Source organism: Streptomyces sp. (assembly GCF_035563135.1).
Lineage (GTDB): Bacteria > Actinomycetota > Actinomycetes > Streptomycetales > Streptomycetaceae > Streptomyces.
In genome coordinates this window covers 15,395-34,627 of sequence record NZ_DATMVN010000452.1, presented here as the reverse complement: position 1 = coordinate 34,627, position 19,233 = coordinate 15,395, and the positions used below count along the sequence as shown (strand labels likewise).

The following is a 19,233-nucleotide window of genomic DNA, read 5'->3' as shown; positions in this document are numbered from 1 at the left end:
GTTCGACTTGCAGTGCGGGACGTTGTGGTCGACCAGGAGGCGGTGCTCCTGGTGCTGTCCCTTGTCAGTGAAGTACAGACCGAAGAGCTCGGCCTCGCCGCCCGGGGCGGCGTAGGAGACCCGCGGGTGGAGACGGACGAGGTCCCCGCCGAACGTCACGATGATCGACTTGAAGGAGGCGTCGCGGCCGACCAGCGCGTTGTGCTGGCCGACGTGGACGGCCGTGTCGTCCCAGTCCTGGACGGACACGACGGTCAGCTTCGCGCCGTCGCCCAGGACGTAGTCGACGTTGGCCGCGAGCACGGCGTCACCGGTGTGGTCGATGACGACGACGGCCTCGGCGAAGGCACCCAGCTCGATGACCTGGTGGCCGTAGGCCACCCCGCCCTCGCCGTGCACGGTGATCCGGACCGGCTCGCTGAGCACGGCGTCCTTGGCGACCGTGACGACCGAGGCGTGCTGGAAGGACGAGTACGCCTGGGCGGCGACCCGGTCCACCGGGGTGCCCGCCCTGCCGAGCCGCGCGTCGTCGCGGCCGACGGTCTCGACCGTGACGCCGGAGGGCGCCTCGACGACGACCTTGACCCCGTCACCGGTGGCGACGGCGGTGCCGTCGTGCAGGCCTCGCAGCCGCTCCAGCGGCGTGAACCGCCACTCCTCCTCGCGGCCGTGCGGGACCGGGAAGTCCGCGACGTCGAAGGACGGGGGCGCGCTCATGCGCGTGGCGACGGTGGACTCGGCCGCCACCGCGATGGAACCGGCGGTGGTGGAACCCACCGGGGAATTCTGAGCCTCAGCCATGGCTGTCGTAGTGCTCGCTTTCTCAGTCAAGAACTCTTCGGGACGCGGTCGGCGGGTGTGCTAGCCGACCGAGCCCTCCATCTGCAGCTCGATCAGCCGGTTGAGCTCCAGGGCGTACTCCATGGGCAGCTCCTTGGCGATCGGCTCGACGAAGCCGCGCACGATCATCGCCATGGCCTCGAACTCGGTCATGCCGCGGCTCATGAGGTAGAAGAGCTGGTCCTCGGAGACCTTGGAGACGGTCGCCTCGTGCCCCATCGACACGTCGTCCTCGCGGACGTCGACGTAGGGGTAGGTGTCGGAGCGGGAGATGGTGTCCACGAGCAGCGCGTCGCACAGCACGTTGGACTTGGCGCCCGGCGCGCCCTCACCGATCTCGATGAGACCGCGGTAGGAGGTGCGGCCCCCGCCTCGCGCCACCGACTTGGAGACGATGTTGGAGGAGGTGTTGGGCGCCATGTGGACCATCTTGGCGCCGGCGTCCTGGTGCTGGCCCTCGCCCGCGAAGGCGATGGACAGGGTCTCGCCCTTGGCGTGCTCGCCCATCAGGTAGACGGCCGGGTACTTCATGGTGACCTTGGAGCCGATGTTGCCGTCGACCCACTCCATGGTCGCGCCCTCGTACGCCACGGCACGCTTGGTGACCAGGTTGTAGACGTTGTTCGACCAGTTCTGGATGGTCGTGTAGCGGCAGCGGCCGCCCTTCTTCACGATGATCTCGACGACCGCGGAATGCAGCGAGTCCGAGGAGTAGATCGGCGCGGTGCAGCCCTCGACGTAGTGGACGTAGGCGTCCTCGTCGACGATGATCAGCGTCCGCTCGAACTGGCCCATGTTCTCCGTGTTGATGCGGAAGTAGGCCTGGAGCGGGATCTCCACGTGCACGCCCTTCGGCACGTAGATGAAGGAGCCGCCGGACCACACGGCGGAGTTCAGCGAGGCGAACTTGTTGTCACCGACGGGGATGACGGTGCCGAAGTACTCCTTGAAGAGCTCCGGGTGCTCCTTGAGCGCGGTGTCGGTGTCCATGAAGATGACACCCTGCGCCTCGAGTTCCTCGTTGATCTGGTGGTAGACCACCTCGGACTCGTACTGCGCGGCGACACCGGCGACCAGGCGCTGCTTCTCCGCCTCCGGGATGCCGAGCTTGTCGTACGTGTTCTTGATGTCCTCGGGCAGGTCCTCCCAGGACTCCGCCTGCTTCTCCGTGGACCGCACGAAGTACTTGATGTTGTCGAAGTCGATGCCCGACAGGTCGGAGCCCCAGTTCGGCATGGGCTTCTTGCCGAACAGCTTGAGGCCCTTGAGCCGGAGCTTCAGCATCCACTCCGGCTCGTTCTTCTTCTCCGAGATGTCGCGGACGACAGCTTCGGACAGGCCGCGCTTCGCCGCCGCGCCTGCCGCGTCGGAGTCGGCCCAGCCGAATTCGTACGTACCCAGACCCTCGAGCTCAGGGTGGGCAGTCTCCGTGGGGAGCGTCATGCGGGGTTCCTCCCGGCCGTGCTTGCAGATACTGAATGGGTGGTCTGTGAAGCCTGTGGTGCCGTGGGGCTGCTGCGCGGAACGAACGTCGTGCACACCCCGTCGCCATGGGCGAGGGTGGCGAGACGCTGCACATGGGTCCCGAGCAGGCTGGAGAAGAATTCCGTCTCCGCCTCGCACAGCTGCGGGAACTGCTCGGCCACGTGCGCGACCGGGCAGTGGTGCTGGCAGAGCTGCTCTCCCTGCTGAGGGGCCGGCGCGCTACGAGCCGTAGCAGCGTACCCGTCGGCGGACAGGGCCTTGGCCAAGGCCTCGGTGCGTGCCTCGGGGGCCGCGGCCTCGACCACCGCGCGGTACTTCTCGGACTGGGCGGCCATCCTGGCGCGGGCGAAGGCGACGAGCGCCTCGTCCCCCGCCGTGTCGGCGATCCAGCGCAGTGCGTCGGCGGCGAGCTTGTCGTAGGACTGGTCGAACGCGTCCCGGCCGCAGTCGGTGAGGGCGAAGACCTTGGCCGGGCGGCCACGGGTCCGCGCTCCGTAGACCCGCTGTTCGCGGGCCTCGACCACGGCGTCGGAGACGAGGGCGTCCAGGTGGCGGCGCACCGCTGCCTGGGTCAGCCCGACGCGCTTCGCCAGGTCGGCGACGGTGGAGGGGCCGTGGTCCAGGATGGAGCGCGCGACCCGGTTGCGCGTCGAGCGCTCACCGGTCGCGAGTTCCTCCTGAGGAGCCTCGCCCACGTATTTCACAACGCCATTGTTGCGTAATTCCTTCGGGGCTGACAACCCGCCCCGGAGCCGGACACGGTGCCCTTCATCACTTAGGCAGACCTAAGTTGACCTGCGGAAACAGACGATCACAGCAGGCCGTCGCAGGTGTCCGCCCTCCGGGCGGGCCGGCCGCCGGACCGGTCCGGGCGCTCCGGAGAGCAGGAGGAACCCGGCGCGCCGGGCGCCTCTGCCGCCAGCCTAGACTTGCCCGCCATGAGCAGTGAGCCCGTCGTACAGGCCAGAGGCCTTGTCAAGCGGTACGGCAACAGAACCGCGGTCGACGGCCTCGATCTGGCGGTCGCGGCAGGCGCCGTGACCGCGGTCCTCGGCCCCAACGGCGCCGGCAAGACCACCACGGTCGAAACCTGCGAGGGCTACCGCCGGCCGGACGGGGGGACCGTACGGGTCCTCGGCCTCGACCCGGTCGCGGACGCCGCCGCGCTCCGCCCCCGCATCGGTGTGATGCTGCAGTCCGGCGGCGTCTACTCCGGCGCCCGCGCCGACGAGATGCTGCGCCACATGGCGAAGCTCCACGCCCATCCGCTGGACGTCGACGCGCTCGTCGAACGCCTCGGACTCGGCGGCTGCGGCCGGACGTCCTACCGCCGGCTCTCCGGCGGCCAGCAGCAGCGCCTCGCGCTGGCCATGGCCGTCGTGGGCCGCCCCGAGCTGGTCTTCCTGGACGAGCCGACCGCGGGGCTCGACCCGCAGGCCCGGCGCTCGACGTGGGACCTGATCCGGGAGCTGCGCGCCGACGGGGTGTCCGTCGTCCTCACCACGCACTTCATGGACGAGGCGGAGGAGCTCGCCGACGACGTCGCCGTCATCGACGCGGGGCGGGTCATCGCGCAGGGCAGCCCGGAGCGGCTGTGCCGGGGCGGTGCGGAGAACACCCTGCGCTTCACCGGCCGTCCCGGTCTGGACCTCGGCTCGCTGCTGAAGGCGCTGCCCGACGGCAGCGAGGCGGCCGAGCTGACCACCGGCACGTACCGCATCACCGGACGGATCGACCCGGAGCTGCTGGCCACCGTCACCTCCTGGTGCGCCCAGCACGGCGTGATGCCGGACGGCATCGCGGTGGAGCGGCACACCCTTGAGGACGTCTTCCTGGAACTGACCGGCAAGGAGCTGCGCGCATGAGCGCCGGTACGTACACCCCGCGCCCCGGCGCCGCCCCGCTCCCCCGCATGATCGCCGCACAGGCCGCGCTGGAGACCCGGATGCTCCTGCGCAACGGCGAGCAGCTGCTGCTGACGGTGGTCATCCCGACGCTGCTGCTCGTGCTGTTCAGCGCGGTCGACATCGTCGACACGGGCACGGGTGAACCGGTCGACTTCCTGGCGCCCGGCATCCTCGCGCTCGCGGTGATGTCCACGGCCTTCACGGGCCAGGCCATCGCGACCGGTTTCGAACGGCGCTACGGGGTGCTCAAACGGCTGGGTGCCTCTCCCCTGCCCCGCTGGGGCCTGATGACGGCGAAGACGCTCTCCGTGCTGGTCACCGAGGTGCTGCAGATCGTGCTGCTGACGGTGATCGCCTTCGCCCTGGGCTGGTCGCCCGAGGGCAACCCGTTCGCCGTGCTGCTGCTCCTGGTGCTGGGCACCATGGCCTTCGCGGGGCTCGGGCTGCTGATGGCGGGGACGCTGAAGGCCGAGGCCACCCTGGCGGCGGCCAACCTGGTCTTCCTGCTGCTGCTGGTCGGCGGCGGGGTCGTCGTGCCGCTGGAGAAGTTCCCGGACGCCGCGCAGTCGGTCCTGGGGCTGCTGCCGATCTCGGCCCTGTCCGGCGGGCTCAGGGACGTCCTCCAGCACGGCGCGGCGATGCCCTGGGGCGACGCCGCGGTCCTGGCGGTCTGGGCGGTGCTGGGGCTGGGCGCGGCGGCACGGTTCTTCCGCTGGGAGTGACCGCCGGGAGCGACGCGGGGCGACGGCTCCGCCGCGCGTGACCGCAGAGCAGCGGCATACCACTGCTGCCCCAGGTGATCCGGTGAGGGGCCACCCCTCGTGAAAACATGCACAAGCCGTTGCCTACGATGGTGCGCGTGGAAACCCCCCTCTCCTACATCGCCAAGCGCTGGACACCGTCGGTGAAGACGGCCAGGCGCGCCGCGCTCTCCGCGGTGCTGATGACCGTCTTCATCATCGTCACCGGTGGCGCGGTACGGCTGACCGGTTCCGGTCTGGGCTGCGACACCTGGCCCAAGTGCACCGACGACAGCCTCTTCGCCACGCCTGAGCAGGGTCTGCACGGCGCCATCGAGTTCGGCAACCGGATGCTCACCTACGTCCTGTCGGCCGCGGTCGGCTGGGCGATCATCGCGGCGCGCTCCCTGAAACCCCGCCGGCGCGGTCTCACCCGCCTGGCGTGGTCGCAGTTCTGGCTGGTGATGGGGAACGCCGTGATCGGCGGGATCACGGTCTGGGCCGGCCTCAACCCGTGGTCGGTGGCCGGGCACTTCCTGCTCGCCAACTGCCTGCTCACGGTGGCCGTGATCACCTGGGTGCGGATCGGCGAGGGTGACGGCGCGCGGCGCCCGCGCGCCCCGCGCCCGGTGCGGCAGCTGTCCTGGGCCGTCGTCGCCACCACGGTCGTCCTGCTCGTGCTCGGCACCACCGTGACCGGGTCCGGCAAGCACGCCGGCGACAGCAGCGACGTACCGCGCATGCCCTGGGACTGGAGCGCCGCCGCCCACGTCCACGCCATCGCCGCCTGGGTCGTCTGCGCCCTGGCCGTCGCGATGTGGTTCGCCCTGCGCGTCGTCGACGCCCCCCTCGACACCCGGGCCCGCGCCCGTGACCTGCTGATCGTGCTGGCGGCGCAGGGCACCATCGGATACGTGCAGTACTTCAGCGACGTACCGGAGATCCTGGTCGGGCTCCACATGTTCGGCTCGGCCCTGCTGTGGATCGCGGTGCTGCGCCTGCTGCTGTCGCTGCGCGAGCGCCCGGTGGCCGACGCCGCTGTTCCCGCGCCGGCCGCCGGGGACCTGCCGGAGCCCGCCGCCGCCCGCTGAGCGCGAGAACGCCCCCCGTACGGCGATGCCCCGTCCGCTTCCGGACGGGGCATCGCCGTAGCCGCAGGCGCTCGTCCCGAGCGCCTCAGGTGTTGTCGTTGGACGGGCCGCCGACCTGGATGCCGGCCATGCGGGACCACTCGTAGGGGCCGGTGCGGACCTTGGCCGCGAATGCGCCGTCGAAGTCCTCGTGGACCGTGATGCCCGCCTTCTGCACGGCGCTCTCGGCGACGGCGTAGGAGGGCGCGACCAGGTCGCCCCAGCCGCCGTCCTCACCCACCAGCACGATGCGGACACCCATCTGGCCGAGGTGGGCGAGCTGCCCCTCGGCACCGCCGTGCGCCTTGGCGAAGGCGCCGATCTGCTTGGCGAGCTTCGTGGCCCTGCGCTCCGCGCGGGCCGTGTGCTTGCTGTCGTCCGTCTGCCGGTTCTGAGGCTCTGCCGTCTCTACCATGGACAGGATGCTACCGACGGGTCAGATCGACTGGCGACGGGCGGGGGACGTGGCATGGGCCACGTCCCCCGCCCGTCGGCGGAGCTCCGGTGCGTGCGGGACTACCTCAGGAAGGGGTCCACCGCGACGGCGACGAACAGGAGCGAGACATAGGTGATGGACCAGTGGAACAGCCGCATCTCCTTGAGCTTGGCGCCGGTGACACCGGCCTTCGCCCGGTTCTGCAGACCGTGCGCCTCCCAGAGCCAGAAGCCTCCGGCCAGGAGGGCGACGGCCGTGTAGAACCAGCCGGTGTAGCCCAGCGGGGTCAGCAGCAGCGACACGCCCACCATCACCCAGCTGTAGACGACGATCTGGCGGGCCACCACCCGGTTGGAGGCGACGACCGGGAGCATCGGCACACCGACCCGGGCGTAGTCGTCCTTGACCTTCATCGAAAGCGGCCAGTAGTGCGGCGGCGTCCAGAAGAAGATGACGGCGAAAAGAATGACCGCGGCCCAGGACATCGAATTGGTCACGGCGGACCAGCCGATGAGCACCGGCATGCAGCCGGCGATTCCGCCCCAGACGATGTTCTGCGAGGTGCGGCGCTTCAGCAGCATCGTGTAGACCACGACGTAGAACAGAAGTGCGCCGAGCGCGAGAGCGGCGGAGAGCCAGTTGACGAGCAGTCCGAACCAGACCGTGGAAATCACCCCGAGGGCGATTCCGAAGACAAGGCACTCCCGAGGGCTCACCATGCCGGTGACCAGCGGACGCTGGGACGTGCGGTCCATCAGCGCGTCGATGTCACGGTCGATATACATGTTGAGCGCATTGGCACCGCCCGCGGAGAGATATCCGCCGATGGTGGTGGTCACTACGAGCCAAAGATCGGGCACGCCCTGAGCGGCGAGGAACATCACCGGAACGGTGGTGATCAGCAGCAGCTCGATGATGCGCGGCTTGGTAAGAGCCACGAATGCCTTGATACGGGCCCCGGACGGGCGATGGCCCCCTGGGCTCGGAGTCAAGGCGACCCCTGCGGGTCGGGACTCGACGGCCGTCACGCACACCCCTGACAGAGAAATCCCAGCAAGCTCCGGGCATGAGGACCCAGTAAAGACTTGCGCGAACCAGACCACTGTAGACGTTGGACATACACCGCTCTTCGCGGGGGTGGGTCGTGTTGGGGTGGCGCAGAAGTGAACGGCGGCGCTCATACGGGAGGCGAACTCCGCAGGTCGCCCGCACTGTGGAAAGGGCCGAAGTAGGGCCTTGTGACGGGGGTAGGCTCGACAATGCCCGGTGCGTGACCAGTCACCGGTTTACGAACAGTGGAGAGGAGCCCTGACTCAGGGTGAGCACCAAGCCGACCACCACAGACCTCCAGTGGACCGAATTGGACCAGCGGGCCGTGGACACCGTCCGCGTCCTCGCTGCGGACGCCGTACAGAAGGTCGGAAACGGCCACCCGGGTACGGCGATGAGCCTCGCTCCTGCCGCGTACACCCTCTTCCAGAAGGTGATGCGCCACGACCCGGCGGACGCGGAGTGGACCGGACGCGACCGGTTCGTGCTGTCCGCGGGCCACTCCAGCCTGACGCTGTACATCCAGCTCTACCTGGCCGGCTACGGCCTGGAGCTGGACGACCTCAAGGCCTTCCGCACCTGGGGCTCCAGGACGCCGGGCCACCCGGAGTACGGCCACACCACCGGTGTCGAGACGACGACCGGCCCGCTGGGCCAGGGTGTCGCCAACGCCGTGGGCATGGCGATGGCCGCCCGCTACGAGCGCGGCCTCTTCGATCCGCAGGCGGCCCCCGGCACCTCCCCGTTCGACCACACCATCTGGGTCGTCGCCGGTGACGGCTGCCTCCAGGAGGGCATCTCGGCCGAGGCGTCCTCGCTGGCCGGCCACCAGAAGCTCGGCAACCTGGTGCTGCTGTGGGACGACAACCACATCTCGATCGAGGGCGACACGGAGACCGCGGTCTCCGAGGACACCCTGAAGCGCTACGAGTCCTACGGCTGGCACGTCCAGCGCGTGGACCAGCTGCCCAGCGGCGACCTGGACCCCGAGGGCCTCTACCGCGCGCTGCAGGCCGCCAAGGCCGAGACGGAGCGCCCGTCGTTCATCGCGGCCCGCTCGATCATCGCCTGGCCCGCCCCGAACGCCCAGAACACCGAGGCCGCGCACGGCTCGGCGCTCGGCGACGACGAGATCGCGGCCACCAAGCGGGTGCTCGGCTTCGACCCGGAGAAGACCTTCGAGGTCTCCGACGAGGTCATCGCGCACACGCGTGAGGCGCTGGACCGCGGCCGCGAGGCCAAGGCCGAGTGGGAGAAGTCCTTCGCCGCGTGGCGCACCGCCGACCCGGAGCGCGCCGCCGTCTTCGACCGCATCGCCGCGGGCGAGCTGCCCGAGGGCTGGGAGGAGAAGCTCCCGGTCTTCGAGGCCGGCCAGGGGGTCGCCACGCGCGCCGCCTCCGGCAAGGTCCTGCAGGCGCTCGGCGGGGTCATCCCCGAGCTGTGGGGCGGATCGGCCGACCTGGCGGGCTCGAACAACACCACGATCGACAAGACGTCGTCGTTCCTCCCGGCAGGCAACCCGCTGCCCGAGGCCGACCCGTACGGCCGGACGATCCACTTCGGCATCCGCGAGCACGCCATGGCCGCGGCCATGAACGGCATCGCGCTGCACGGCAACACCCGCGTCTACGGCGGCACCTTCCTGGTGTTCTCCGACTACATGCGCAACGCCGTCCGCCTCTCCGCGCTGATGCACCTGCCGGTGACGTACGTCTGGACGCACGACTCGGTCGGCCTCGGCGAGGACGGCCCGACGCACCAGCCGGTCGAGCACCTCGCCTCGCTGCGCGCCATCCCGGGCCTGAACGTCGTCCGCCCGGCCGACGCCAACGAGACGGCCATCGCCTGGCGCGAGATCCTCAAGCGCGGCAAGAAGGACTACGGCACGAGCGCCCCGCACGGCCTGGCGCTGTCGCGCCAGGGTCTGCCCACCTACCCGGCCGACGAGAACGCGGCCAAGGGCGGCTACGTGCTCTTCGACGCCGAGGGCGGCGAGCCCCAGGCCGTCCTGATCGCCACCGGCTCCGAGGTCCAGCTGGCCGTCGAGGCCCGCGACGAGCTCCAGGCGGCCGGCGTGCCGACCCGGGTGGTCTCGATGCCGTGTGTCGAGTGGTTCGAGGAGCAGGACCAGGCGTACAAGGACAGCGTGCTTCCGCCGTCCGTGAAGGCCCGGGTCGCCGTCGAAGCCGGCATCGGCCTCACCTGGCACCGCTATGTGGGCGACGCGGGCCGGATCGTCTCGCTGGAGCACTTCGGTGCGTCCGCGGACGCCAAGGTCCTCTTCCGCGAGTTCGGCTTCACCGCCGCGCACGTCGCGGAAGCCGCCCGGGAATCTATCGCCGCCGCTGCGCGCTGACGCGGTCAACAGACAAGTAGGAGATGCATTTCTCATGACAGACGCACTCAAGCGCCTCTCCGACGAGGGCGTGGCGATCTGGCTGGACGACCTGTCGCGCAAGCGGATCACGTCCGGCAACCTGGCCGAGCTGATCGACCAGAGCCACGTCGTGGGTGTCACGACCAACCCGTCGATCTTCCAGAAGGCGATCTCCTCGGGTGACGGTTACGAGCAGCAGCTCACCGACCTCGCCGCCCGCAAGGTCACCGTCGAGGAAGCCATCCGCATGATCACGACGGCGGACGTCCGCGACGCCGCCGACATCCTCCGTCCGGTCTTCGACGCGACGGAGGGCCAGGACGGCCGGGTCTCCATCGAGGTCGACCCGCGGCTGGCCCACAACACCCTGGCCACGGTCGCCGAGGCCAAGCAGCTGGCCTGGCTGGTGGACCGCCCGAACACGCTCATCAAGATCCCGGCGACGAAGGCCGGTCTGCCGGCCATCACCGAGACCATCGGGCGGGGCATCAGCGTCAACGTGACCCTGATCTTCTCGCTGGAGCGCTACCGCGAGGTCATGGACGCCTACCTGGCGGGCCTGGAGAAGGCCAAGGCCGCGGGCCTCGACCTCTCCGAGATCCACTCCGTGGCGTCCTTCTTCGTGTCCCGCGTGGACACCGAGATCGACAAGCGCCTGGACGCGGTCGGCAGCGACGAGGCGAAGGCCGCGAAGGGCAAGTCCGCCCTGGCCAACGCGCGTCTGGCGTACGAGGCGTACGAGGAGGTCTTCGCGGGCGAGCGCTGGGCCGCCCTCGACAGGGCGCACGCGAACAAGCAGCGTCCGCTGTGGGCCTCCACCGGCGTGAAGGACCCGTCCCTCAAGGACACCCTGTACGTCGACGACCTCGTCGCCCCGAACACGGTCAACACCATGCCGGAGGCGACGCTGGAGGCCGTGGCCGACCACGGCGACATCACCGGCAACACCGTCGCCGGCGGCTACGACCAGGCCCGCGCGGACCTCGACACGATCAAGCGGCTCGGAGTCAGCTACGACGAGGTCGTGCAGCTGCTCGAGGACGAGGGCGTCGAGAAGTTCGAGGCCGCCTGGAACGACCTGCTCAAGTCGACCGAGGCCGAGCTCGAGCGCCTCTCTCCTTCGGAGGGCTGACCACCTTGTCTGGTGTTCCCGGAGCCAACCCGCTCCGTGACGCACAGGACCGGCGGCTCCCGCGCATCGCGGGGCCGTCGGGCCTGGTGATCTTTGGCGTCACGGGCGATTTGTCCCGTAAAAAGCTGATGCCCGCCGTCTACGACCTGGCCAACCGCGGCCTGCTGCCACCGGGCTTCTCGCTCATCGGCTTCGCGCGCCGCGACTGGGAGGACGAGGACTTCGCCCAGGTCGTCCACGACGCCGTCAAGGAGCATTCCCGCACCCCGTTCCGCGAAGAGGTCTGGCAGCAGCTCAGCCAGGGCATGCGCTTCGTCCAGGGCAACTTCGACGACGACGTGGCGTTCGAGACCCTGAGGGCCACGATCGAGGAGCTCGACAAGGCACAGGGCACGGGCGGCAACTTCGCCTTCTACCTCTCCGTGCCGCCGAAGTTCTTCCCCAAGGTCGTCCAGCAGCTCAAGAAGCACGGACTGGCCGACCAGAAGGAAGGCAGCTGGCGGCGGGCCGTCATCGAGAAGCCGTTCGGTCACGACCTGGAGAGCGCGCAGGAGCTGAACCAGCTCGTGCACGACGTCTTCCCGCCGAACGAGGTCTTCCGGATCGACCACTACCTCGGCAAGGAGACGGTCCAGAACATCCTGGCGCTGCGCTTCGCCAACACGATGTGGGAGCCGATCTGGAACAGGTCGTACGTCGACCACGTCCAGATCACGATGGCCGAGGACATCGGCATCGGCGGCCGGGCCGGTTACTACGACGGCATCGGCGCCGCCCGTGACGTCATCCAGAACCACCTGCTCCAGCTGCTGGCTCTGACGGCGATGGAGGAGCCCGGCTCCTTCCACCCGAAGGCCCTGGTCGCGGAGAAGCTGAAGGTGCTCACGGCGGTGGAACTGCCCGAGGACCTGGGCAAGCACACGGTGCGCGGGCAGTACACGCACGCGTGGCAGGGCGGTCAGGAGGTGCCCGGCTACCTCGAGGAAGACGGCATCGACCCCAAGTCGAAGACCGACACCTACGCCGCGATCAAGCTGACGATCAACAACCGCCGCTGGGCCGGGGTGCCGTTCTACCTCCGTACCGGCAAGCGCCTCGGCCGCCGGGTCACCGAGATCGCGGTCGTCTTCAAGCGCGCCCCGTATCTGCCCTTCGAGTCCGGTGCGACGGAGGAGCTCGGCGGCAACGCCCTGGTCATCCGGGTGCAGCCGGACGAGGGCGTCACGGTCCGGTTCGGCTCCAAGGTGCCCGGTACGTCCATGGAGGTCCGGGACGTCACGATGGACTTCGCCTACGGCGAGTCCTTCACGGAGTCCAGCCCGGAGGCGTACGAGCGGCTCATCCTCGATGTCCTGCTCGGCGACGCCAACCTCTTCCCGCGCCACCAGGAGGTCGAGCTCTCCTGGAACATCCTCGACCCGATCGAGGCGTACTGGGACAAGCACGGCAAGCCCGCCCGGTACGCGGCCGGCACCTGGGGCCCGGCCGAGGCCGACGACATGCTCGCACGCGACGGACGGAGCTGGCGCCGGCCATGAAGATCGATCTCACGGAAACCACGTCCAGCAAGATCAACCAGGCCCTCATCTCGGCCCGCCGGTCCATCGGCTCCCCGGCCGTGGGCATGGTGCTCACGCTCGTCATCGTCACGGACGAGGAGAACGCCTACGACGCGCTCAAGGCGGCGAACGACTCCTCGCGCGAGCACCCCTCGCGGATCATCGTCGTGATCAAGAGGGTCAGCCGTTCGCCGCGTGCGCGCCGCGACGCCCGTCTCGACGCGGAGATCCGGGTCGGTTCCGACGCGGGTTCGGGCGAGACCGTCGTCCTGCGTCTGCACGGCGAGCTGGCCAACCACGCCCAGTCCGTCGTCCTGCCGCTGCTGCTGCCGGACGCCCCGGTCGTGGTGTGGTGGCCCGAGGACGCTCCGGCGGACCCGGCCAAGGACCCGCTGGGCGCGCTCGCCCAGCGTCGTATCACCGACACCTACTCCGCCGAGCACCCGCTCGACGAGCTGTCGGTGCGCGCGGCGACGTACCGGCCCGGGGACACGGACCTGGCCTGGACGCGCATCACGCCGTGGCGCTCGATGCTGGCGGCGGCGCTCGACCAGCAGCCCGCGCAGGTCGTGTCGGCGACGGTCGAGGGCGAGTCCGACAACCCGAGCTGCGAACTGCTGGCCATGTGGCTCGCGGACCGGCTCGGGGTACCGGTGGAGCGCACCCTCTCCGGTGGTCCCGGTCTGACGGCCGTGCGGCTGGAGACGAAGAACGGTGTGATCGTCCTGGACCGGCCGGACGGCTCGCTGGCGACGCTCTGCATGGCCGGCCAGCCGGACCGCGCGGTCGCGCTGAAGCGGCGGGAGACCGCCGAGCTCCTCGCGGAGGAGCTGCGCCGTCTGGACCCGGACAACATCTACGAGTCCACGGTGAAGTTCGGCGTGGAGCGCCTCGGCGGACCCACGGAGGCGTCCTCCGTCGGTTCGGGGCAGCAGCGGCAGGAACCGGCGGGTTCCGCCGCCCCTGCCGCGAAGAAGGCGGCGGCCAAGAAGGCGGCGTCGAAGTGAGTGTTCCGCAGCTCGTCGTGCACCGCGACAAGGAGCTGATGGCCCAGGCCGCGGCGGCCAGGCTGATCACGAGGATCGTGGACGCCCAGGCCGCCCGCGGTTCTGCCTCGGTGGTCCTCACCGGCGGGCGCAACGGCAACGGCCTGCTGGCGGCGCTCGCCGGCTCGCCCGCCCGGGACGCGGTCGACTGGTCGCGGCTCGACCTGTGGTGGGGCGACGAGCGGTTCCTCCCGGAGGGGGATCCGGAGCGCAATGTCACGCAGGCCCGCGAGGCCCTGCTGGACACGGTGGGGCCGGACCCCTCCAGGGTCCACGCGATGCCCGCGTCCGACGGGCGGTACGGCGGCGACGCCGATTCCGCCGCGGCCGGCTACGCGGCGGAACTCGCCGCCGCGGCGGGCCCGGAGGACCACGGGTCCGTGCCGGCGTTCGACGTTCTGATGCTGGGCGTCGGCCCGGACACGCACGTCGCGTCGCTCTTCCCGGAGCTGCCGGCCGTGCGGGAGACCGAGCGCACCGTCGTCGGTGTGCACGGGGCCCCCAAGCCGCCGCCCACCCGGATCTCGCTCACGCTCCCGGCCATCCGGGCGGCGCGTGAGGTGTGGCTCCTGGCCGCCGGGGAGGACAAGGCGGAGGCCGCTCGGATCGCGCTGTCCGGGGCCGGGGAGATCCAGGCACCGGCGGCGGGCGCCTACGGCCGCAGCCGCACCTTGTGGCTGCTGGACGCCGCGGCGGCCTCGAAGCTGCCGCCCGCGCTGTATCCGCACGCGTCCGCGTAGCAGAAGCGCCGCAGAGGCCCCGGCCCACTCCCGCGAGGAGTGGGCCGGGGCCTCTCGCCGTGACGTCGTGGAGGCCGCGGCCCGGCTGGTGGCCGGCCGGCCTACGCCTGGCCGCAGTCGGGCTGCCGCGCTGTCGCGGGGTCGAGCGCGTTGCTCACCAGGCGCAGGACGACGGGGTCGTAGGCACTGCCCATGTGCCCCGTCCTGTTCTGCGGGCACACGTCCTGGACGGTGATGTTGGTGACCCGGTCGGCGGGGCGGGTGGGGCGGAGGTACTGGCGCTCGTAGGGGGTGACCATCTTGTCCCACCGGGTGACCAGCGTGGTGTACCGCACGCCCGGCAGGGTGTCACCGCCTGCGTCGAGCCGCCGGTTCACGGCCGAACCGATCGTCTGGTCGGCCAGTGCCTGCCCGCCGATCTCGGCGGCCGGGGCGAGGATGTGCAGCCGCTGGGCGAGAGTGGCCAGCCCGGAGACGGTGCTGCCGTGGTTCGCCGGGGCGATGCCGATCAGGTGGTGCACCTTGTTGCGGCCGGGATCGCCCGGGTCGGCGCCGCCCGCGAACTTCAGGTAGTAGCGCGGCAGGATCCCGCCGCCCTGGGAGTGGCCCACCACGTCGACCTGGCGGGCTCCCGTCCGGTCCAGGACCCGGTCGACGAAGCGGGCCACCTCCTCGGCGGAGACGGGGATCGCCGCCCTGCCCTTGAGGACGTCGCCCCGCGGCGCACCGAAATTGCCGGCGAAGACGCAGTAGCCCTCGGCCGCGAGGCGGGGTGAGAGGTCGCTCCAGTTGCTGGAGGCGTTCTCGTACGTGCCGTGCACGAGGACGACCGGCCGGGGATGGCGGGCGCCCGGTTCGCAGTCCCAGTCGTCGGCCCCGGGGGGCGGGGCGTCGGGATGGTCGATGGAGGCGAGGAAGGCACGCTTCCAGCGCGGGTTCCCGGCGTCCGGGTCCCCCGCGGAAGAAGTCGCGCTCAGGGGGTGGCCGCCGTCCGGCGCGGACGTGGCGGCGAGAGGGAGCAGGAGGCCGAGGGCGGTGAGTACGGCCAGTCGCTGGAACACGCGCCGGATCCGGGGCCTTCGGCCTGTGGGGCCGGCCGGCCCGGCGGGGGCGGCGGGATCGGTGGGGCGGGGAGTCGGGACCTGCATGGAGTACCTCCCGGACGGTTTCTCACGGTGGGACGAGGACGCGGGCTGAGGCGGTGTCATCCGTTGGGGTGGTGCGAGGACGGCGTTCCGGAGGGGCCCTCGCGTGGTGGGCGGTGGCCGGGCGGGCCGCCGTCCGCCCGCACGCCTCACGCCGCCTGCCCGGTGAGCCGTACGCCGGCTGCCGTACGGGCCTGGGCGCTTCCGGGTGACGCCGCATCATCAGCCGTTCACGGAGAGTGAGACAGCCGGTACGGTGGCAGGCGTCGTGTGCGGGCCCGTCCGCCCGCTCCGTCACCTGACGCAGCACGTCACCTCGTGTCCGGCCGCAAGGAGATGGCATGCCCTCGAAATCGGTTGTCCTCGGTGCTGGTGGTTTCATCGGCCGCTCCCTGGTGGTGGAACTCCTGCGCCGCGGCCAGGAGGTCGCCGCCGCCGTGCACAGCCACGGCGACCGGCTGACGCGGTGGCTCGCGGAACAGCAGGTGGACACCGGCCGGCTCACTGTCGTCCACGCCGACATCACCCGGCCCGGACTCGGCCTGCCGGAGCAGGACCTGGACGATGTGCGTGACATGTACAACACAGCGGCGCGGTTCGCCTTCGGTATGGATCCGGCCGAGGCCAGAGCGGTCAACGTGGACGGCGCCGCACAGGTGATCGAGTGGGCCGCGACGCGGCCGCACCTGCGCCGGGTGGTGCACATCAGCGGATACCGCATGGCCGCTGCCGACGCGGGCTCGCCCGACTACCGGCGCGACGGTGCCTACGAGGCGTCCAAGCGGGAGGGTGACGCGACGGCGCGGACCCGGGCACGGGAACTGGGGGTCCCGCTGACCGTCGTCAATCCCAGTACGGTGATCGGCCAGGGGCAGTACGTCGGTCTGGCGGACCTGGTCGGTGAGCTGTGGCGGGGCCGCCTCGCCGCGCTGCCCGGCAACCCGGACATCTTCCTGCCCGTCGTCGGGCTCGACTACTTCGTCCAGTTCCTGGCCTCCGTTCCCGAAAGTCAGGAGAGCGCGGACAACACCTACTGGGTGCTGGACGACACCACGCCCCGCCTGCCGCAGCTCGTCGCACTGCTCGCCGGGCACATGGGTGTACGGGCTCCGCAGCGCTTCGTTCCCGTGGGCCTCCTGAAGCGGCTGCCCCGCGCGCTCACCAGGGCGGACCCGGAGACCTTGTCCTTCCTGTCCACCGACCGCTACGACACGTCGTCCGCCCGGAAGCTCGCCACGTCCTTCGGACTCGAGATGCCTCCGGTGCGCGATGCTCTGTGCGGATGGGCCGACGACATGGTCGCCACCCGCTTCGGCCGGACCCGGGCACCTCGCGCACCCTACGGATTCCAGCAGGTCGGCAAGGACAGGACCTGGGTGATCGGCGACCGGGAACGGCCGGGCTACGTATTCCTGCACGGTCTCCCCGTCGATGCCGACTCCTGGTCGCGCGTGGCCGACCGGGTGGACGCGCCCACCCTCGCCGCCGATCTGCCGGGGTTCGGGCGGTCGGGACCTGCCCGGCAGTCGCACGACGAATGGCTGGCGGCCCTCCTCGCCCCGGTCCGGGGGCGGCCGGTCCTGGTCGCGCACTCCTACTCCTGCGGCCCTGCCCTGCGCTACGCGCTCAGGCATCCGGAGCGCGTGGCCGCGCTGGTCCTCGTCTCTCCGGCCTTCCTCCAGCCGGCGTCCTCGTGGCTGATGCGCTCCCCCCTGGCCGTGCCGGTCCTGCGCCGGATGTCCGCCGAGCGGCTGGCCGGCTCCCTCGGACTGCCGGACGACGGCTGCCTGGAGGGGCCGGCGGCAGACCTGCGGCGAGCGGGGGCAGCGGTCCGGGTGGTCGCCGCCCTGCGCTCGGCGTACGGACAGCGCGGCGCCCTCCGGAGCGCCCTGCACCGTGTCCCGGTGCCGGTGGAGCTCGTCGTCGGAGAGCTGGACCCCCTGGAGGAGCCGAGCAGGCTTCCGGTCACCGAGGTCGCGGCGGCCGGCCACTACCCTCAGCTCACGCATCCTGATGACGTCGCCGCTCACCTCGTCCCGGTGCGGAAGCGGGCAGCGGCCCGGTAGCGGCGGGCCGCCCGCGGTCCCGTCGCTACCGGGCCCACCGGGCCCGCGCGTGTGACCGCGGCCTCCGTCCGCGGCCGGCGCTCAGCCACGGGTGAAGGCCAGCACCACGTTGTGACCGCCGAAGCCGAAGGACGTCGACAGCGCCGCGGCGGTGTCGATCTTGCGTGGCAGGCCGGTCACCAGGTCGAGTTCGATGCCGTCCCCGGCCTTCTCCAGGTTGCGCACCGGTGGCACCAGCGATTCCTGGAGGGCGCGCACCGTGAGGATCGCCTCGACGGCGCCCGAGGCCCCCAGGAGGTGACCCGTGGCGGACTTCGGGGCCGTGACCACCGGATGGTGTCCCACCGCGGCCGTCAGGGCCCGGGACTCGGCGACGTCGCCCTGAAGCGTGCCGGTCGCGTGCGCGTTGACATGACCGATGTCGCTGCCGGACAACTCCGCGTCGCGCAACGCCTCTTCGATGGCGCGCACCTGGCCCGCGACATCGGGCAGCGTGATGTCATGGGCGTCGGAGGTGACACCCGCTCCCGCCAGCGCGGCGTGCACGCGGGCGCCGCGCGCACGCGCGAAGCCACCTCGTTCCAGCACGACCATGCCCGCGCCCTCGGACATCACGAAGCCGTCGCGCTGCCGGTCGAACGGCCTGGACGCCCGGTCCGGTGCGTCGTTGCGCAGCGACAAGGCACGCATCTGCGCGAAAGCGCCGAGTGAGAGCGGATGGATGCAGGCGTCCGTGCCTCCGGCCACCACCACATCGGCCCGGCCAGCACGGATCAGCAGAGCGCCCACCGCGATCGCCTCGGCGCCCGAGGCGCAGGCACTGGTCGGGGCGTGGGTCCCGGCGCGCGCTCCGAGCAGCAGGCTGACCACAGCCGAAGCGCCGTTCGGCATCAGCCTCGGGATCGTGTAGGGGGATACGGAGCGCCGGCCGTGCTCCCCCATGCGGTCGTGCTGGTCCAGTATCGTCAGCGCGCCGCCGATGCCGGTGCCCACCACGACGGCCAGCCGTTCGGGTTCGACCTCCGGCGGCCCCGCGTCCGACCATGCCTCCCCGGCCGCGGCCAGCGCCGCCGCCTGGCTCCGGTCCAGCCGACGCCTCTGCACCCGGTCCACTTCGTCGTACGGGTCCTGCGCCATGCCGCCGGCGATGCGGACCGGAAGCCGCGTGGCCCACGGGGCGGTGATCGGCGAGATGCCGGACCGGCCCGCCAGGAGTCCGTCCCAGGTGCCCGGGACGCCGGCGCCGAGGGGAGTGGTGGCCCCCATGCCCGTCACCAGTACGTCGTTGCCCGGCCGGCTGCGGGAACGCGCCGTCTCACCGGTCGTACGCCGCACGGCCGACCCCCCTGCCGGAACCGTCCGGGGACCAGGCGCACGTGCTCAGTCCCGCTACGGTGAGCCGCGCCACGGCGAGCATCAGGTCACGGGTGCCGGCCACCTGAGCGGGGTTGTCGTCGGCGCCCTTCCGGCTTCTGCGCCCGGACTCCTCCCCGCTGTCAAATGCATTCATGTCCGCAGTCACACACATACCAGCTCCTGAATTTCTCCGCATCGAATGTGGCTTGAAATTGTCGTCGGCC

17 protein-coding genes are annotated in these 19,233 nt (G+C 71.0%); 9 read left to right on the top strand and 8 right to left on the bottom strand.

Features of this window, described 5'->3' with window-relative positions; genetic code table 11:
- From VN520_RS20200 to VN520_RS20190, 3 genes are all read right to left on the bottom strand, one after another.
- Positions 1-801 (bottom strand): SufD family Fe-S cluster assembly protein (locus tag VN520_RS20200; RefSeq protein ID WP_325748333.1); only part of this gene is annotated, 801 nt, incomplete at its 3' end.
- 60 nt (positions 802-861) lie between these two features.
- Entirely contained in the window at positions 862-2,283 is a 1,422-nt protein-coding gene (gene sufB / locus VN520_RS20195; protein ID WP_033303094.1) for a Fe-S cluster assembly protein SufB, read from the bottom strand.
- The gene (locus VN520_RS20190) at positions 2,280-3,029 is read right to left on the bottom strand and encodes a metalloregulator ArsR/SmtB family transcription factor (protein WP_325748332.1); all 750 of its coding nucleotides are present in this window, start codon (positions 3,027-3,029) and stop codon (positions 2,280-2,282) included. Before VN520_RS20190 ends, sufB begins: the two co-directional genes overlap by 4 nt.
- A 234-nt stretch (positions 3,030-3,263) precedes the next feature.
- Here VN520_RS20190 and VN520_RS20185 point away from each other — a divergent pair, with 234 nt between their 5' ends.
- The 3 genes from VN520_RS20185 (at position 3,264) to VN520_RS20175 (ending at position 6,063) form a co-directional block, all read left to right on the top strand.
- Positions 3,264-4,190, top strand: coding sequence for an ABC transporter ATP-binding protein (locus tag VN520_RS20185; protein ID WP_325748331.1), 927 nt, complete (start codon positions 3,264-3,266; stop codon positions 4,188-4,190).
- Positions 4,187-4,954: an ABC transporter permease gene (locus tag VN520_RS20180; protein ID WP_325748330.1), complete on the top strand. Its 768-nt coding sequence runs from the start codon at positions 4,187-4,189 to the stop codon at positions 4,952-4,954. The genes VN520_RS20185 and VN520_RS20180 overlap by 4 nt, the downstream gene beginning before the upstream one ends.
- A 128-nt stretch (positions 4,955-5,082) precedes the next feature.
- Entirely contained in the window at positions 5,083-6,063 is a 981-nt protein-coding gene (locus tag VN520_RS20175; RefSeq protein ID WP_325748329.1) for a COX15/CtaA family protein, read from the top strand.
- 85 nt (positions 6,064-6,148) lie between these two features.
- On the opposite strand, the gene VN520_RS20170 is transcribed toward VN520_RS20175, so the two are convergent.
- Positions 6,149-6,517, bottom strand: coding sequence for a hypothetical protein (locus tag VN520_RS20170; RefSeq protein WP_325748328.1), 369 nt, complete (start codon positions 6,515-6,517; stop codon positions 6,149-6,151).
- A gap of 101 nt (positions 6,518-6,618) precedes the next feature.
- Positions 6,619-7,572 carry a heme o synthase gene (locus VN520_RS20165; RefSeq protein ID WP_325748327.1) on the bottom strand — a complete coding sequence of 318 codons (954 nt, stop codon included), beginning with the start codon at positions 7,570-7,572 and terminating at the stop codon, positions 6,619-6,621.
- A gap of 284 nt (positions 7,573-7,856) precedes the next feature.
- On the opposite strand from VN520_RS20165, the gene tkt reads away from it, so the two are divergent.
- From tkt to pgl, 5 genes are read left to right on the top strand one after another with little or no spacing between them, the layout of a single operon-like run.
- Positions 7,857-9,944: a transketolase gene (gene tkt / locus VN520_RS20160; protein WP_325748326.1), complete on the top strand. Its 2,088-nt coding sequence runs from the start codon at positions 7,857-7,859 to the stop codon at positions 9,942-9,944.
- Positions 9,945-9,978: 34 nt separating this feature from the next.
- The gene (tal, locus tag VN520_RS20155) at positions 9,979-11,097 is read left to right on the top strand and encodes a transaldolase (RefSeq protein WP_325748325.1); all 1,119 of its coding nucleotides are present in this window, start codon (positions 9,979-9,981) and stop codon (positions 11,095-11,097) included.
- A 5-nt stretch (positions 11,098-11,102) separates the two neighbouring features.
- Positions 11,103-12,635, top strand: a complete 1,533-nt coding sequence (gene zwf / locus VN520_RS20150) for a glucose-6-phosphate dehydrogenase (protein WP_325748324.1) — start codon at positions 11,103-11,105, stop codon at positions 12,633-12,635.
- On the top strand, positions 12,632-13,663 hold the full coding sequence (gene opcA / locus VN520_RS20145; protein ID WP_325748323.1) for a glucose-6-phosphate dehydrogenase assembly protein OpcA: 1,032 nt from the start codon (positions 12,632-12,634) through the stop codon (positions 13,661-13,663). The genes zwf and opcA overlap by 4 nt, the downstream gene beginning before the upstream one ends.
- Positions 13,660-14,442: a 6-phosphogluconolactonase gene (gene pgl, locus VN520_RS20140; RefSeq protein WP_325748322.1), complete on the top strand. Its 783-nt coding sequence runs from the start codon at positions 13,660-13,662 to the stop codon at positions 14,440-14,442. The genes opcA and pgl overlap by 4 nt, the downstream gene beginning before the upstream one ends.
- A 101-nt stretch (positions 14,443-14,543) precedes the next feature.
- Here the strand turns inward: pgl and VN520_RS20135 are convergent, their stop codons facing one another.
- Complete coding sequence (locus tag VN520_RS20135; protein ID WP_325748321.1) at positions 14,544-15,503, bottom strand: esterase/lipase family protein; 960 nt, start codon at positions 15,501-15,503, stop codon at positions 14,544-14,546.
- A gap of 425 nt (positions 15,504-15,928) precedes the next feature.
- On the opposite strand from VN520_RS20135, the gene VN520_RS20130 reads away from it, so the two are divergent.
- Positions 15,929-17,653: an alpha/beta fold hydrolase gene (locus VN520_RS20130; protein WP_325748320.1), complete on the top strand. Its 1,725-nt coding sequence runs from the start codon at positions 15,929-15,931 to the stop codon at positions 17,651-17,653.
- 81 nt (positions 17,654-17,734) lie between these two features.
- Here the strand turns inward: VN520_RS20130 and VN520_RS20125 are convergent, their stop codons facing one another.
- Together VN520_RS20125 and VN520_RS20120 are read right to left on the bottom strand one after the other, a co-directional pair.
- The gene (locus tag VN520_RS20125; protein ID WP_325748319.1) at positions 17,735-18,988 is read right to left on the bottom strand and encodes a beta-ketoacyl-[acyl-carrier-protein] synthase family protein; all 1,254 of its coding nucleotides are present in this window, start codon (positions 18,986-18,988) and stop codon (positions 17,735-17,737) included.
- The gene (locus VN520_RS20120) at positions 18,969-19,163 is read right to left on the bottom strand and encodes a hypothetical protein (RefSeq protein WP_325748318.1); all 195 of its coding nucleotides are present in this window, start codon (positions 19,161-19,163) and stop codon (positions 18,969-18,971) included. Before VN520_RS20120 ends, VN520_RS20125 begins: the two co-directional genes overlap by 20 nt.
- Between the last annotated feature and the right edge of the window lie 70 nt (positions 19,164-19,233).